This is a genomic window from Clostridium sp. 1001271st1 H5 (assembly GCF_005845215.1).
Classification (GTDB): Bacteria; Bacillota; Clostridia; order Lachnospirales; family Lachnospiraceae; genus Enterocloster.
This window is the reverse complement of the sequence record NZ_SPHO01000017.1, coordinates 1-16,960: the sequence shown is the minus strand read 5'-3', so window position 1 is coordinate 16,960 and position 16,960 is coordinate 1. Positions and strand designations below refer to the sequence as shown.

At 47.4% G+C, this 16,960-nt stretch carries 13 protein-coding genes; 9 read left to right on the top strand and 4 right to left on the bottom strand.

Annotation, left to right across the window (positions count from 1 at the left end):
• Window positions 1-10 precede the first annotated feature (10 nt).
• The 3 genes from wzx (at window position 11) to FGS84_RS21975 (ending at window position 3,528) form a co-directional block, all read left to right on the top strand.
• Entirely contained in the window at window positions 11-1,438 is a 1,428-nt protein-coding gene (wzx, locus tag FGS84_RS21985) for an O-unit flippase-like protein (RefSeq protein WP_138310457.1), read from the top strand.
• Window positions 1,435-2,856, top strand: coding sequence for a D-glycero-beta-D-manno-heptose 1-phosphate adenylyltransferase (rfaE2, locus tag FGS84_RS21980; protein WP_138310456.1), 1,422 nt, complete (start codon window positions 1,435-1,437; stop codon window positions 2,854-2,856). The genes wzx and rfaE2 overlap by 4 nt, the downstream gene beginning before the upstream one ends.
• Before the next feature lie 324 nt (window positions 2,857-3,180).
• Window positions 3,181-3,528, top strand: coding sequence for a hypothetical protein (locus FGS84_RS21975; protein ID WP_243130039.1), 348 nt, complete (start codon window positions 3,181-3,183; stop codon window positions 3,526-3,528).
• Window positions 3,529-3,554: 26 nt separating this feature from the next.
• Here FGS84_RS21975 and FGS84_RS31015 read toward each other — a convergent pair whose 3' ends face one another.
• The 3 genes from FGS84_RS31015 to FGS84_RS21965 form a co-directional block, all read right to left on the bottom strand.
• A complete protein-coding gene (locus FGS84_RS31015) occupies window positions 3,555-3,701 on the bottom strand; it encodes a hypothetical protein (protein WP_171042694.1) in 147 nt (48 codons plus the stop codon).
• Between the two features lie 203 nt (window positions 3,702-3,904).
• Window positions 3,905-5,137: a class I SAM-dependent rRNA methyltransferase gene (locus FGS84_RS21970; RefSeq protein ID WP_138310455.1), complete on the bottom strand. Its 1,233-nt coding sequence runs from the start codon at window positions 5,135-5,137 to the stop codon at window positions 3,905-3,907.
• Between the two features lie 136 nt (window positions 5,138-5,273).
• Window positions 5,274-5,864 carry a TetR/AcrR family transcriptional regulator gene (locus tag FGS84_RS21965; RefSeq protein WP_138310454.1) on the bottom strand — a complete coding sequence of 197 codons (591 nt, stop codon included), beginning with the start codon at window positions 5,862-5,864 and terminating at the stop codon, window positions 5,274-5,276.
• Window positions 5,865-6,116: 252 nt separating this feature from the next.
• On the opposite strand from FGS84_RS21965, the gene FGS84_RS21960 reads away from it, so the two are divergent.
• From FGS84_RS21960 to fucO, 5 genes are all read left to right on the top strand, one after another.
• Window positions 6,117-7,007 (top strand): hypothetical protein, encoded by an 891-nt coding sequence (locus FGS84_RS21960; protein ID WP_138310453.1) that lies wholly within the window; start codon window positions 6,117-6,119, stop codon window positions 7,005-7,007.
• Between the two features lie 121 nt (window positions 7,008-7,128).
• Window positions 7,129-9,405, top strand: coding sequence for an efflux RND transporter permease subunit (locus FGS84_RS21955; RefSeq protein WP_243130037.1), 2,277 nt, complete (start codon window positions 7,129-7,131; stop codon window positions 9,403-9,405).
• The gene (locus FGS84_RS21950) at window positions 9,389-12,250 is read left to right on the top strand and encodes a methyl-accepting chemotaxis protein (protein ID WP_138310452.1); all 2,862 of its coding nucleotides are present in this window, start codon (window positions 9,389-9,391) and stop codon (window positions 12,248-12,250) included. Before FGS84_RS21955 ends, FGS84_RS21950 begins: the two co-directional genes overlap by 17 nt.
• A gap of 152 nt (window positions 12,251-12,402) precedes the next feature.
• The gene (locus tag FGS84_RS21945; protein ID WP_138310451.1) at window positions 12,403-12,969 is read left to right on the top strand and encodes a TetR/AcrR family transcriptional regulator C-terminal domain-containing protein; all 567 of its coding nucleotides are present in this window, start codon (window positions 12,403-12,405) and stop codon (window positions 12,967-12,969) included.
• 223 nt (window positions 12,970-13,192) lie between these two features.
• Window positions 13,193-14,341, top strand: a complete 1,149-nt coding sequence (gene fucO / locus FGS84_RS21940; RefSeq protein WP_138310450.1) for a lactaldehyde reductase — start codon at window positions 13,193-13,195, stop codon at window positions 14,339-14,341.
• Between the two features lie 262 nt (window positions 14,342-14,603).
• On the opposite strand, the gene FGS84_RS21930 is transcribed toward fucO, so the two are convergent.
• A complete protein-coding gene (locus tag FGS84_RS21930) occupies window positions 14,604-15,695 on the bottom strand; it encodes a KamA family radical SAM protein (protein WP_138310448.1) in 1,092 nt (363 codons plus the stop codon).
• A gap of 224 nt (window positions 15,696-15,919) precedes the next feature.
• Between FGS84_RS21930 and FGS84_RS21925 the strand changes: the two genes are divergently transcribed.
• Entirely contained in the window at window positions 15,920-16,720 is an 801-nt protein-coding gene (locus tag FGS84_RS21925; protein ID WP_138310447.1) for a carbohydrate-binding protein, read from the top strand.
• Window positions 16,721-16,960 lie beyond the last annotated feature (240 nt).

Sequence of the window (16,960 nt, the reverse complement as noted above, 5' to 3'; positions counted from 1 at the left end):
AAGATAATTTATGAATATACATATTACAAATAAAGATTATCTATGGAGTTATGCAGGAGTTTTTTTATCTTTGCTGGCAAATGTAATTATGACCCCTTTTGTTATGTATTTTTTAGATGGAAATAGTTTTGGGTTGTGGGGAGTTTTTCAAAGTCTGTCAGCAATCACAACATTATTTGATTTTGGCTTTTCAACTACATTTTCCCGAAATATAAATTATTGTTGGAATGGGGCTGATAGGCTTATTAAAAATGGGATAATTTGTTCCGAGTCTTCAAAACCAAATTTTTACCTAATGAAAGAAACGATGAAGGCATGTAGAATTGTATTTTTAATGCTTGCATCACTTGCATTTATTCTGTTATCAACAATAGGAACTCTATATATTGACTATATATCTTTTTCTATAGAAGGACAGACACCAGTCATTTCTTGGTTTATATATTCGCTTGCGATTTTTTTGAATCTGTACTTTGGTTATTATGGTTCCTTTTTAAGAGGAGTTGGGGCTATCTCTGACGTTAATAAAGCTACTGTTTTATCAAGACTTACGCAAATAATATTGACAATCTTTCTTCTTTGGCTGGGATATGGATTAGTGGGTATAAGTGTGGCCTATTTAGTTTATGGTACATTATTTCGCCAATTGGCTAAAATTAGATTTTACAGGTTTAAAGGAATTGGAGAAGGTCTGAAGAAAATAACTGTATTTTTACCCAGAAAAGAGATACAGAGTATTTTTCTTGTTGTATGGCACAATGCATGGCGTGAAGGTTTGGTTTCTCTATCAAATTATTTAGCTAATCAATCTTGTACCATTATTAATTCATTATATATGCCTTTAACTCAAACCGGCGCATATTCATTAGCAGTTCAAATCGCATCAGCCATTTCACAAATTTCAGCTGTTATGTATACTGCAAATCAGCCAGTACTGCAATCAGTATGCATTAACAATGATACTGAGAAAGAAAAAAGAACAATGTCCTTGATAATTGTTTCATTTACATTTCTCAACATAGTAGGATTATTCTTTACTGTAACGATTGGCTTACCATTGCTTCGTTTTATACGCCCTGAAGCAGTTGTAAGTATAAGCGTAATGTTAGGAATTGGGTTATACCAGTTTATTTTAAAATTTAGAAATTGCTATACATCATATTTTTCATGTACAAACAGAATACCATATGTCAAAGCATTTCTGATGTCTTCAATTGGCTGTGTTATGTTAGCAATAATATGCATGGGTTATTTTAACTGGGGAGTATGGGGACTTATCGGGTCTCAATTGATAAGTCAGGGGGTATATAATGCCTGGTCTTGGACAAGAAAGGCTCACCAAGAGATGAAATTATCATTTCAGGATACAATAACACTGGGGTCAGATGAATTGAGAAAAATCTTGTTAGGTTTTTTTAGAAGAAGAGGTAAAAAATGATTGATTCAAAGCGTATTTTAGTAATTGGTGATGTTATGATGGATGTTTACTATGAGGGCGAGGTCAATAGAATATCACCGGAGGCACCAGTGCCGATTTTCATGAAAAAATCTGAGAGAAATGTACTTGGGGGAGCTGCTAATGTCGCAGCCAATTTAATTGCAGCCAATCAACAAGTTTCAATGATGACAATAATTGGTGACGACAGCGTAGGTGCAGAAATTATCCGAAAGCTAAAAGATGCATCTATAGATACCCGATTTGTTATTCGGACAAAACGCCATACAACTACAAAAGTTCGTTTTATTGCCAGTAATAATCAACAAGTAATGAGACTGGATGAAGAGGATACTTTTTCTATAACCTCAGAGGAATGTGAGAAATTTTTACTTATGCTAAAAGATGAAATTGGTCAGTTCGATTTGGTGGTTTTTTCAGATTATTTGAAAGGATTACTTACATATGATTTTACACAGGGGGTTATAAAGATTGCTAAAGAAGTCGGAATTAAGGTTTTTATAGATGTAAAAGATTCTAATGTTGCTAAATATAAAGGGGCCTATTTATTAAAACCCAATCAAAAGGAACTTCATGTGTTGACTGGGCTTCCAGTCGAAACTGAAGAAGAAATAATTATTGCATCTCAGGAATTGAGGAGAAATTCAGCATGCCAATTTGTCTTGGCAACTTGTGGCTCAAAGGGGATGAGATTGGTGGGAGATAAAGAAGTTTTTATAGTAAATTCAGTAGGCAAAGAAGTATTTGATGTGACAGGTGCGGGAGATACAACGATATCCTATTTATGTGCATGTGCTGCAAATAATATGGACCTAAAAAGGGCCGTTGAAATTGCTAATTATGCGGCTGGTTTACAGGTGGCTAAAGTAGGTACATCAGCCGTTTATGTGGATGAAGTTCTCGAGGTTGTTAGGAATGAAAAAGAAGGGGTGATTCACAAGCTGGTTGATTATAAAAAAGCAAAAGATATAAGAAAAATTCATGAAAAAAGGCAAATTGTTTTTACAAATGGATGTTTCGATATTCTACATGTAGGTCACATTAGATATTTACAGGAAGCATCTAAATTAGGTGATTTGCTTATTGTAGGATTAAATAGTGATAGTTCGGTAAAAAGATTAAAAGGTGATAATCGTCCAATTAATACTGAGCGTGAGCGAGCGGAGATATTATGCGCATTAGAATATGTAGATTATGTTATTTTATTTGATGAAGATACTCCATATGAATTGATTAAAGTGATACAACCGGATGTTTTGGTAAAGGGAAATGATTATAAACCAAATGAAGTTGTTGGAAGAGATATAGTTGAAGCCAGGGGTGGAAGATTAGAGTTAATAAAAGTTGTCAAAGGTAAATCTACAACTAACATAGTTGACAGAATTATTTCTATTCACTGAATAAATAGAAAGATAAATAAGATTCATGATTAAGTTAATAAACAACGGAGAGTTGGTTTAATGACAGTTGCAAAAAAATAAAATTATTACGCTTCAGGGATATAGAGCAGTAGCATTTTTGTTAGTATTTTTGTCTCATGTGGAAGTTGTGAGTAGACCACAGCCATCCGGCACTGGGCTCAAGTGTATGGCGAATTAAGTATCATGTACGAAGGACGGCTTCCGGAGTAATCGAACATGACCGAATAACAGGCGGATTTACCGCCTGCTGTTGATATGCCTTTTTGTAACTGTTATATATATAGCAAGGGCGAAAAGCCCATTTTGAGACTTTTCACCCTTTATTATCATAGAAGAATCTTATCTACAGACTTTTCTTCATACTCTCGTAGAATATCTAAGGGCTACAGCTTTGAAGCCATCCTTACCTGCCTGGTATTCAGCTACATCGGCTATTTTAACGGCCATGGCATGTCGCTGGCCATAATGTTCCATGGCATCACTGCTTCCTTCCTTATCAGGGTTCCTCTGTCCTACCTGTTCAGTCTGAAAGAGGGTGCCAGTCTCTTTGATATTGGTCTTGCTGTGCCGGCGGCATCGGTTTATGGAATCATATTCTTTACCGTGTGCTATGTGCGGCATTTGCGGAAGAATGGCAGATACCGTGCATAGCAGGGGATTTGCGGCTTTCTTTTTTCCTATTTTCTGGACTCCCTGTATTTGCGGAGAAATTCCAGCTGTGCTTCATCGTCAGCCTCCCTGTCATAGGGTGCTGAGCCTGCCACAAAGCAGCAGACCAGTATGGACAGAACAGTCAGTATGAGGAATATGATAAGTATAATCATGTCAGGTCCTTTCTATCAATGTACATTGATAAAGATACAGCTGTTAACATGGAATAATGGGTCTTTTATCTTACTGTCTCACTTATAGTTTATCCGTTTTTTCGTTCTTATGTTCATGGAAAATAAAAGAAAAATCCCTGAAACACCGGAAATGACTCATATTTCATATCAAACCGGTATTCAGGGATTTTTCATATTATAACCTACTTCTCATCGCAAACCTGAAAAATATAAAATTTCAAATAATAGGACTCATCCGCTGCCCACAAAATGGGATGGTCTGCTGCCTGGGTCCTGTACTCCACCTGTCTGAGCCGCTTGTGTACATTGCCGGCTGCCTCCCGTATGGTTTTGGTAAACAGTTCCGGGTCCATGAAGTGGGAGCAGGAGCAGGTGGCCAGATAGCCGCCGTCCTTAACCAGCTTCATGCCTCTCAGGTTGATTTCGCGGTAGCCCTTGACTGCATTTTTAATGGAATTTCTGGACTTCGTAAATGCAGGCGGGTCCAGGATAACCACGTCGTATTTATTGCCTTCCTGCTCCAGCCTGGGAAGAAGGTCGAAGACATCGGCACACTCAAACTGAACCTGCTTCGTCAGACCGTTGAGGGCCGCATTTTCCCTGGCCTGGTTTACTGCCAGCTCCGAGGCGTCTACACCCAGCACATGAGCGGACCCCGCCAGACCGGCGTTAAGGGCAAAGGAACCGGTGTGGGTGAAACAGTCCAGCACCTGCTCCGGCTTGATGCGGCGGCAGAGATTCTGGACTGCCAGCCTGTTGTACTTCTGGTCCAGGAAGAAGCCGGTTTTCTGGCCATCCTCCACATCCACCATATACCGGACCCCATTTTCCTGGATTTCCACTTTGGTGTCAAATGCTTCTCCGATGAATCCTTTATGGCGCTCCATTCCCTCCTGCAGCCGGACCTTGGCGTCGCTGCGCTCGTATACGCCCCGGATGTTTACTCCGTCCTCTGCCATGACCTTTCTGAGCTTGTCCACAATGACCGGCTTCAAGCGGTCGATTCCCAGGGCCAGGGATTCCACCACCAGCACATCTGAAAATTTGTCTATGACAATACCGGGCAAAAAATCGGCCTCTCCGAATATGACGCGGCAGCTGGAGGTGTCGGTCACCGCCTTCCTGTAATCCCAGGCATTGCGTACCCGCATTTCCAGAAAATCGCTGTCAATGACCGTATCCTTCCTGCGGGACATCATGCGGACCGTCAGCTTGGACCGGGTGTTGATGAAGCCGGTGCCAAGGGGATATCCGTCAAAGTCCTCCACTGTCACCATGTCGCCGTTTTCAAATGCTCCACTGATACTCTCTATCTCATTGTCGTAAATCCATGCGCCTCCGGCCTTCAGGGAACGTCCCTGCCCTTTGCGGATACGGACAATTGCTTTTGGGCTGTATTCAATTCGTGCTTCCATTGTATTCTCCTGTTTTCTGTTGTGATGTATTTCCCATCATATCATAACATGGAGAAAAATTCATCCGGTTTATGGCCATACATGACACTATATATTAAGAAATTATCTATAGGAAATGGTAACTGTTCAGACGGCATTATACGTAGGGGTCGATTTCCAGGACACCAATTCCCTTGGTAATGATGTGTTCTGTCAGCTTTGCCATCTGTTCCGGCGTTTCTTTGAGGCCGGTCTGGAGCCAGTACTGTACCAGGCCGATGCACCCTGATACGATGAAGGAGAAGAAGGCGTCAAAAGCAGCAGCATTGCCGGAGCGGAATACTTCCATCCAGTCCTTCAGGCATTTTTCACGTATAAGCTGTTTCAGACGGTTTAGAAAATTCAAGTCTCCGTTCTCACCCAGAAGAATCTCAATCAGGTCCGCATTATCATATACTAAGGAATATATTTCATTGAATATGACGGATGGACGCTGTTTTAAATCCACAGCTCCGTGCTTACAGACCAATTGGTTGAAATCTTCCTGGAGTTCTGCTTCTGTTTTTTCCAGAAGGTCAAACACATCCTTATAATGGAGATAAAAGGTCCCACGGTTTAAGTCGGCCATGTCAGTCAGCTCCCGGACCGTGATATCCTGGACCTTTTTCTCCTTGAGCAATGTTATTAGACATTCGCGAAGCTGTCTGCGGGTCTTGCGTACCCGGCGGTCCACAGGTTCCATGCCCATTATCTGTTCCTCCTTTTGTTTATATAGGTTTGCGCATATTTACAAATATTTAACAATTGTATTCTAGACAAAAATGGTAAATTTGTTGATTAACCGTCAAAATAATGGAAATTAATCATTGTATTTTTGCCATAATTTATTATAATCCATTATAGTCAATAAATAAACAAAAGTCAATTAACAAAATAGAAGTTGTTTAACGGTATAAAAGATGTATAATAGATATATATATAAGAAACGGGGGCAGGGGGCATGAAATATAGAACATATGCAGTGATTCTGGCTACGGCGGGAGTTTTGTGGGCCCTTGATGGGTCCGTGACCGTTACGGCCCTGGCGGAGGAACAGACACAGGAGCAGGCACAGGCAAGGGCTGCTTCGTTTGTTCCGGGCTGGAACCAGGCAGATGGAAAATGGTACTGGCTGGACCAGGACGGAAGTTTACATAAGGGGTGGCTCAGTGCGGACGGAAGGTCCTATTATATGGACGAGAGCGGGGCCATGGCTGCCGGCTGGCGGGAGGTGGACGGAGAGTGGTATTACTTCCATGAAGACGGAGGCATGAACCTGGGAGAGCTGATACTGGATAATGGAAAATATGAGTTTTCAGCACAGGGAGCCCTGGTTTCAGCCGGCTGGGTGGAGAATACAGGCGGAGGGGCCTACGATGCAGGATGCTACGGCCATATGGCCCAGGATTTATTTGACCAGCTCAATGAGGAAAAGAAGGATTTATATTTTGAGGAATACCCTGACCGCGAAGATGAATATGACGGTGACATGCACCGTGTTTATGACCGGTATGCAGGCTTTCAGATGGATATGGCCCTCAACAAGGCGGCGGACCACAGACTGGACGGAGCCATGGAAGGGGGATATGCAGATGACAGGATTCCCGGAGAGGGGACTATTAACGATTACCTTTCCCTTATTAATTACAGAAGGAATGCCTCCTGCCTGGAGCTGTATGTAAGGGACTGCGGGGATGCATCAGAGGCATTTGACAAAATAAAAGAAAAGCTGGATAAGCGCCGCCAGTCCAAGAACGACCGGAAGTATTCCATGGAATATTACCGCCGTCTGGGCATGGCTCACAGGGAGAAGGACGGGAAACAGTATTTTATGGTGATTCTGATGCGGTAGGCGGGGGAATGCGCAGAGCGGCGGGCGTATGGGGCAGGAACGCGGTCAGCGGGAATGCAGAGGGAAGTATAAGGCCGCGGGGCATGGCCGCCATGAGGCGGCGGCATAAGGAGCATGGAATATGGGACAGAAGCTGTTTGGCAGGATAAAGGACAGGATGCACAGGGTAAAAGGGCAGGAGATGCAGGCAGGGGATAAGTTTTCCTTCCGCATGGCTAGATTTATCATACATAAAAAAGGATGGATTGAGAGCGTATTTGTGGCAGGGTGTGTCTTTTCACTGATAGCGATGCTCTTTGTAAATGTGAATTATGACCTGACAGAGTACCTGCCAGCATCAGCCAGGTCCTGTATCGGGCTGGACCTGATGGAGGACGAATTCGGCTATCCGGGCACTGCCAGGCTTATGATTAAGGATGTGAGCCTGTATGAGGCAAAGCAGTATAAGGATAAGCTGGAAGCAGTGGATGGTGTGGACCAGATTCTCTGGTGCGACAGCACGGTGAATATCTATTCAGGCGAGGATTTTATACGCCAGGAGGACATTGAGGACTACTACAAGGACGGCTGCGCTGTCATGGATATCACCTTTGATGAGGGGGATACGGCAAAGAAGACATCCCAGGCCATTGACGAGATGAAGGCCATCACAGGAGATAAGGGATATTATGTGGGAATGGCGGTTCAGAATAAATCCCTGACGGAAAATGTGGAGAGCGAAATGAATCTCATTCTTACCGTTGCCGTCATCATGATATTTGTGGTTCTGTGCATCAGCACCACGGCATGGTCTGAGCCCTTCCTTTTCCTGCTGGTAATGGGAGTGGCCATTCTGTTAAACCGGGGCACGAATATTTTTATTGGGACAGTCTCGTTCCTGACCAACAATGTGGCTATGGTGCTGCAGCTGGCAACCTCCATGGACTACTCTATTTTCCTTCTGGATGCATTTTCAAGGGAAAAACAGAAGGGCTGTTCAGAAGAGCAGGCCATGGTCAATGCCATTGACGCTGCCATCAACTCCATATTTGCCAGCAGCCTGACCACCGTGGTGGGGTTCCTGGCACTGGTATCCATGAAGTTTACCATTGGGTTCGATATGGGTCTGGTGCTGGCAAAGGGAATCGTGTTCAGCCTGATAACCGTGCTGTTCTTTATGCCGGCCATGATTCTTAAGTTTTCCAAGTGGAATGATAAGACACGGCACCGCCCCTTCCTTCCGCCCTTCCGGAAATTCAGCGAATGGGTTTACAGGGTGCGCTACGCATCCCTTATCATTATGCTGATTCTGGCGCCGCCTGCTTATGTGGCCCAGGGAATGAATGATTTTCTGTACGGCAACAGTGCTGTGGGGGCCAGCGAGGGAACCCAGGTCTATGCGGACGACCAGGTAATTGTCCGGGAATTTGGGCGAAGCAACATGATGCTGGCCATGTATCCCAATACTTCGGCAGTGACAGAGCGGGAAATGTCCGATGAGATAGAGGACCTTCCCTATGTAAAGAGTGTGACCTCCCTGTCCAATACACTGCCGGAGGGCATACCGGAGGATTTCCTGCCCTATTCCATTACCAGTGAGCTTCACACAAAGGATTACTGCAGGATGCTCATTTACATACGGACAAAGACAGAGAGTGAACAGGCATTTAAGGGAGCGGATGAAATCCGGGATATCCTGGAACGGTATTATCCGGAGAATTCCTATCTGGTGGGGGAAACGCCTTCCACCCAGGATATTAAAACCACCATCACAGCGGATAACTCCAGGGTGAACTTGTTATCCATGCTGGGTGTGTTCCTGGTTGTCATGTTCAGCTTCCGGTCCTTTGCCATACCAATGATTGTCATGGTGCCTATTGAGGCGGCAATCTTCCTTAACATGGCCATGCCGTATCTGGCAGGGGATACCATGGTGTTCATGGGTTATATCATAGTGAGCAGCATCCAGCTGGGGGCCACAGTGGATTATTCCATACTGCTGACCAATAACTACGTGTCCTGCAGGAAAACCATGGAGAAGAAGGAAGCGTGTATCCAGGCCCTGATGCTGTCCTGTCCCTCTATTTTTACTTCGGGAACCATCATCATACTGGCGGGATATATTATACATTTCATATCAACCACAGCGGCCATAGGGGACCTGGGACACCTGATTGGACGAGGAGCGCTGTTCAGCGTAATTCTGGTGCTGACCGTGCTGCCGGCTCTCCTGGTGCTCTTTGACCGTATCATTACCAGCAATGAGTGGGACCGCCTGCAGAAACATCTGAAACGGCGCCATGAAAAGCGGAAGGCACTGATAAAGGCGGGATTAGGCGCCGTAGTCAATAAGGCGTCTGCGTTGAGACGGACAGATTTTGAACCAGCGGAGGTGGAAAGCGATGAGAATGAATTATAAGAGAATCATGGCAGCGGGAATGGTCTTTGTCATGCTTTGCACCGGCACCGGCGGCGTACCAGCATACGGAGCAGAAGCCACCGTTGACGTGGATGAAACCATGTATGTGAACCTGGATTATTACGGCAGGGTGGATAAGATTAACGTGGTAAAGGGAGTGGGCCTCAATGGACAGACCGAGTTTACGGATTACGGTACCTATGGGGCTGTGATTAACATGTCCAACAGCATTGAACCGGTGCTGGGGAACGGGACCGTCACATGGAAGCTTCCGGAGGCCCAGAGAGGAAGATTTTACTATAAATGTGCTGTGGATAAAGACAGGATTGTGCTGCCCTGGGATTTTGACGTATCCTACAAGCTTAACGGAGTACCCACAGACGGCGATAAGCTGGCAGGGGCTTCCGGGCTTATTGAAATCAATGTGAAGGCAGAGCCCAGTGACAATGCCAGGGAGTATTACCGCAACAATATGATGCTCATGGTGGCTGTGCCTGTGGATATGAGTAAATGCTACAGTGTGGAGGCGGAAGGCTCCCAGACCCAGAACCTGGGGGATACCACGGCTGTGGTATTTACAGCCCTTCCGGGCGAGGATGGGGATTATACGGTGCGCATCGGTACGGACAGCTTTGAGACCATAGGTGTCATTATGGCCATGGTGCCGGGAACGGTTGAGGATTTGGAGCATATCAAGGACCTGAAGGAAGCCAAGGATACCTGGCAGGATGCGGGAGATGAGCTTTACGACAGCCTGGAGCAGATGGCTGAGTCTGTGGAGAACATGCGGCAGGGTGTGAACCAGGTTCGCCAGGGCATGGATTCAGCGGATAACGCCAGACAGAAGTGGAGCAATTCCAAGGACAGCATACTGGCCGGAAATGACCAGACACTGGCAGCGCTTACATCCGTGTCACAGCAGATGGATACCATGATTCCGCACCTGCAGACAGCCAAGGACTGTGCTGAAGTGGTTCACAGCAGCATGAATGATATTGTCAATACATTGGGAGACATGCAGGACCCCTTGAGAAAGCTGCAGACCAGACTTAAGAACATTGAAAACAGCGCAGGGGGTATCAGCAGCGACCTGCCGGAGCTTCAGAAGACCATGGAATCCATTATGGCACTGGACACACAGCTTCAGGCATCCCAGGACACGCTGCTTACGTATCTCAGCCTGTATAAGAGTTCCAGCGCCAAGGCCAGAAGACTTTATGATGAGGAACTGGATGCGGAAGAGCTGGAAGACATGGATGATGCAGATTATGGAACTTCCGGCGGTGGAAGCCATTCATCCTCCGGCGGAGGCGGCAGCCAGGGAAGTGACCAGAATAGCAGCCAGGACAATGGTCAGGGGAATGACCAGGGCAGCGGAAATTCCGGCAGCAGTGAGGATGGGAAGGATAATCCAGATGGAGGTGCCGGCGGAAACGGGACTGAAAGCGGGAGTACCGGCGGAAGCGGAAATACCGAAAGCGGAAGTACCGGCGGAGGCGGAAACACCGAAAGCGGAAGTACCGGCGGAGGCGGGAGTACCGGCGGAAGCGGAAATACCGAAAATGGAAGTACCGGCGGAGGCGGAAACACCGAAAGCGGAAGTATTGGCGGAGGCGGGAGCACCGAAAGCGGGAGTACCGGCGGAAGCGGAAATACCGAAAACGGAAATACCGGCGGAGGCGGAAACACCGAAAGCGGAAGTACCGGAGGAAGCGGAAACACCGAAAGCGGAAATACCGGCGGAAGCGGGAACGAAGGTGGGAGTACCGGCGGAGGCACAGCCGAAAGTGGAAATACCAGCGGAAGCGGGAGCACCGAAGGCGGGAGTACCGGCGGAAGCGGGAGCACCAAAGGCGGAAGTGCCGGAGGAAGCGGGAGCACCGAAAGCGGAAGTACCGGCGGAAGCGGGAGCACCGAAAGCGGAAGTACCGGCGGAGGCACAGCCGAAGGCAGCAGCACCAGCGGAGGTTCATCTGCAGATGGAAATACCGGCAGCAGTACCCCGGATGCAGGTACAGTCATTGGTTCCGCAAAGCATACAGGAAAGTCCGGCTTGTCCGGTTTGATGGCAGGCGCGTCCATAGAGAAAAAGAGCGCCCCGCTGTTAAGCAGTCCCAATCCGGCGGATGCAGCGGCAACCATTGAACAGTCCCTGTATGAAAAGGTAGAGGTCCTCAAGGATTTATCAGCCCAGAGCAAATCATTGACAGTGAAGATGTCAAATCTGATGGACGATACATCTGATTCAGCAAAATACAGTGCAGAGATAGTTGACAACATGGATTATCTGATTGAGGATTTGAAGGCTCTCAACGATTCTCTGGATGTATATTATCCGGACCTCCAGACAGCCCTGGATGATTCCCAGGAACTGGTGCGCCGCACCACCGACGCCCTGAACAGCGGAATCAGCACAATGACCATCATCCAGAACACACTAAAAGAAAGCAGTGATGATTTTGACGCGGCTGCCAGAGACAGTCTGCGCGGCAGCATGGAACTTCTGGATAAGAGCCTGAACATCCTGGACAGCACCACAGTGATGCGCCAGGCAGGACGCACCATGAAGGATACTATTGACAATGAGCTGGATAAGTTTGATACAGATAACCGTTTCCTGTTCATGGACCCGTCTGCAGACAAGGTATCCTTTACTTCGGACCGGAATAAACCGCCTAAGACACTTCAGATTGTCATGCGCACCGATGAAATCAGTGTGGATGATGACACGGCCAAGACTGCGGACGCGGAAGTGGCCAAGACCAAGGAAAGCCCCTTAAGGCGGATGTGGAACGTGTTGGTACAGATGTGGAAGGCAATGGTAAGCATTTTCAAAAACAGGTAGAAGACGGACTGAAAATTTGATATACTGTCCATAGAAGCAGCGGGCAGTGCAGCAGGACTATGGCTGCACTGCCTGCTGGCGTGAAGAGATAGTTACAAAAGGACACAGGTACCAGGGCCTCACTATGCAGTACCTGCCTCAGGAGGAATATCATGGCCGTAACAGGAAAGCAGGAGAAAACAAAATACAAGCTGGCAGAATCCGTCAAGGAGTGCATGAAGACAGCGCCCGTGGATAAGATTACGGTCAAGAACATTGTGGAGGGCTGCGGTGTGACCCGGCAGACCTTTTACCGGAACTTTCTGGACAAATACGACCTGATAAACTGGTATTTTGATAAGCTGGTGCTCCAGTCTTTTGAGCAGATTGGCATGGGGCACACGGTGGGAGAGAGCCTGACACAGAAGTTTGAGTTCATTCTCAATGAAAAGGTGTTTTTTACAGAGGCCTTCCGCTCCGATGACAGGAACTCGCTGAAGGAACATGATTTTGAACTGATTCTGCAGTTCTATACGGACCTGATTGCCAGGAAGACCAGCCAGCCCCTGGGCCAGGAGCTTCAGTTCCTTCTGGAGATGTACTGCCAGGGTTCCGTATACATGACTGTGAAGTGGGTTTTGGGAGGAATGAAAGACTCGCCCGTGGAAATGTCCGATAAGCTGGTGGAAGCCATGCCGCCAAAGCTGGCGGAGGTTTTTGAGAAACTAAAGCTTCTTTAATCCATGGACATCTGCTGTTGAAACAGAGACGTAAAATAGTAATTGTGCATAATTCCAGATGGTGAAACTGCACAAACCTTTAAGGAAAGTGACAGACAGGGATGTTTGTCACTTTTATTTTAAATTCCGTGTTGTTATAATATTAACAAAAGCAACCAAGCAAATCCGCTGACACATGATATGGGGCCGGCGGCGTACCGTCAAAGTAAAGGAGAAGAGAATCATGGCAAACAGAATCGTATTAAACGAGACATCCTATCATGGCGCAGGCGCAATCCAGGAGATTGCAAATGAGGCAAAGGCAAGAGGTTTTAAGAAAGCATTTGTATGTTCCGACCCTGACCTGATTAAGTTCAATGTAACCTGCAAGGTGACAAAGGTGCTGGAGGATGCAGGACTTGCCTACGAGATTTATTCCAATATCAAACCAAATCCAACCATTGAGAACGTGCAGACCGGCGTTGCCGCTTTCAAAGCATCCGGCGCAGACTATATTATCGCCATTGGCGGAGGTTCCTCCATGGATACATCCAAGGCAATCGGCGTCATCATCACCAACCCTGAATTTGAGGATGTAAGAAGCCTGGAAGGCGTTGCTCCCACCAAGAATCCATCCGTGCCGATTATTGCAGTTCCCACTACGGCAGGCACCGCGGCGGAAGTTACTATTAACTACGTAATCACGGATGTGGAGAAAAAGCGTAAATTCGTATGTGTGGATACCCATGACATCCCGGTTGTGGCAGTGGTTGACCCGGAAATGATGTCCTCCATGCCAAAGGGACTGACAGCCGCCACCGGTATGGATGCCCTTACCCATGCAATTGAGGGCTATACCACGAAGGGGGCCTGGGAGATGACTGACATGTTTAACTTAAAAGCCATTGAAGTCATTGCCCGCAGCCTGAGGGATGCGGTGGAGAACAAGCCTGAGGGCAGGGAAGGCATGGCTCTGGGCCAGTATCTGACCGGCATGGGATTCTCCAACTGCGGTCTGGGAATTGTGCACTCCATGGCTCACGGACTGGGCGCTTTATATGATACCCCTCACGGCGTTGCCAATGCCATCATCCTGCCAACGGTTATGGAATACAATGCACCCTGCACCGGCACCAAGTTTAAAGACATTGCCATTGCCATGGGCGTAGAAGGCGTTGAGAACATGACTGAGGATGAATACCGCAAGGCAGCAGTGGACGCAGTGAAGAAGCTGTCCTCTGATGTAGGTATCCCGGCTGACTTAAAGGAAATCGTAAAGCCTGAGGATGTGGATTTCCTGTCACAGTCCGCAATGGATGACGCCTGCCGTCCGGGCAATCCAAAGGACCCGTCCTTTGAAGATATCAAGAACCTGTATCTGTCATTGATGTAAATACATAAGCAGCCTATGGCATAAAAACCATGGCACAAGAAAAGCCGCAGGACATCCCCATATCGGGATATGTCCTGCGGCTTCGATATTGTCTGCCCATAGCTCAGCTACCGCCCGCGGCCCAGCTACCGCCCGCGGCCCAGCTACCGCCCGCGGCCCAGCTTTCGCCCGCGGCCCAGCTACCGGCCCGCGGCCCAGCTACCGGCCCGCGGGTCAGCTACCGCCCCGCGGCTCAGCTACCGCCCCGCGGCCCGGCTCTGCCTTACAGCCAGGCCTGCCCCGGCGCCAGCTCCTTGCTGAAAATACGTCCCCGGTCTTTTTCGTATTTTGCCTGATGATATTTAAAAAGCATTTTTCCATCCTCCATAAGACCCAGGATTTCGATTTTGCCGGTGACATGGGACATGGCGTAGCGGATGCATTTGCCCTGTCCGTTCTGCATGTTCTTAGCCCCCTCCACAATACGGCAGCCTTCTGCCAGGGGAACCTGGAACTGGCCCTTTACACCGGATACGGGACGGCACTGGAAAATGTAATAGGGAATGACGCCGTATCTTGTCAGGTCCTTTAGAAGGTTTCCAAGTATCCGCACGTTGTCATTGATTCCTTTTAAAAGTACGGTCTGGTTTTTTACTATGACGCCTGCCTCATTCAGGCACCGGACGGCTTTTACTGCCTCGGGAGTCAGCTCATTTGAATGGTTAAACTGGGTCACCACATAGATTTGCTTGATTTTTGCATAGGAGGCCAGAATATCCAGAAGTTCCGGGTCATCGTAAATCCGCATGGGAAGCACCACAGGAGTGCGGGTGCCGAAACGGATTAAGTCCAGATGGCTGATGGAGCTGAACACCTCCAGATACCGGCGTATGGTTTGGTTGCTGTTCAGAAAGGAATCCCCGCCGGAAATGAGCACATTGGTGATTTCCGGGTGGGAACCGATGTAGGCACCCATCTCATCCACGTTTCCGGCTGTCTCGCCATCGGATATTCCCACCAGCCGTTTGCGGAAACAATGCCTGCAATACATGGCGCACCGGTGGGTGGACAGGATAAGCGCTGTCTGCATATATTTGTGCTGCAGGCCGGGAAGCACGGTGTTGTCCGCTTCCCCGCTGGTATCAAAGTCCCCGGACAGGTCGGTTTCACGAATGGAGGGAATGGACATCCTGAACACTGGGTCCTGTTCCGGATTGTTCCAGTCAATGAGGGACAGATAGTATCTTGGGACTGTCATGGGAAAGAGTTCCAGGATTCGGGTCATGTGTTCCTCCTCCTGGCTGCTAAGCCTCATATACGTTCTCAGTTCCTCGGCGCGGGTTACGTTGTTTCTCAGTGTTTCATTCCAATTCATCCAATCATCCCCTTCATTCATTATTTTTTCTATTATAACATCAGAAACAGCTGCCCGGATGAATAAAAAGTAAAAATTTTGTAAATAATAGAATATTCGGCAAAGCTTAAAATTCAGCTTAAAATTTTATATCATTTAAACTTTTTTGTATATGGTATTCCACGGCGCTCCATGGTAGAATGAAAGAACCTGAAAAATTGATATAAAAGGAGTGTGCGATATACATGGGAATGCAGATTACAGTAAAGGATAAAAACGGTGCGGTGAAGGCAGAGGCCGCAGGAAAAGAACAGGCTGTCCTGGCGTGGAAGGGCGAATACGGGGAGGGAGACAGGATTATATTCTCCCTGCCGGAAAAGAACTGTTTCTATATCATGCGTGTGGATGATACCATGGACGAGTCATTCATTTACGCGGCCGGAGATGAGCTGGTCTATGAGGTTCCCTTCGCAGAGGGCAAGACATCCTATAACCCTAAGTCATTTACAGGGGAGCGCCACTATCTGACAGTGCGCTATGCCTTGGACTATGAGATTAGCTCCTACCGCAACCTGGCAAAGAACGTCATGGACCAGCACAAGGGCCAGGGCTTTTATCCCCATGCCCACGCCAATGTTGAGACAAGGGGAGAGGCTGTGTTTGCGGCCCGCAACGCCATTGACGGGGTGACGGCGAACCTGTCCCACGGAAAATGGCCCTATGAGTCATGGGGAATCAATATGCAGGATGATGCCCAAATGACACTGGAGTTCGGCCGTCCCGTTGATTTTGACCGGATTGTCCTCTATACCAGGGCGGACTTCCCTCATGACAACTGGTGGGAAAGGGTGACATTTACCTTTTCAGACGGAACCTCTGAGACAGTGGAGCTTGAAAAGAGCGTGGAACCCCACATCATCAGTCTGGAGCGCAAAGGCATTACATGGCTTACCTTTGGTCAGCTCATCAAGGCGGACGACCCCTCTCCCTTCCCTGCCCTGACACAGATTGAGGTCTATGGCCGGGAACATGAGGCCGCCCGTTAAGGCGTTCCTGCCCGCTTTTGGAAAATCAGTATGAAAATGGAAAAACAATATACTCAATAATCGGATAATACTGCGGTTCCGTCCCGGAGATTAATTGTAAATATATGTATCTCCGGGAGAAATTTTACACATAATTTACATAGACTTTACATTACTGGCGGGAAACGATATTGACGACATATGAAACCTGTCTTTCGGAGTTGAACTAAAAAAATGGTGCTAAGCCATGGGTTAGAACCT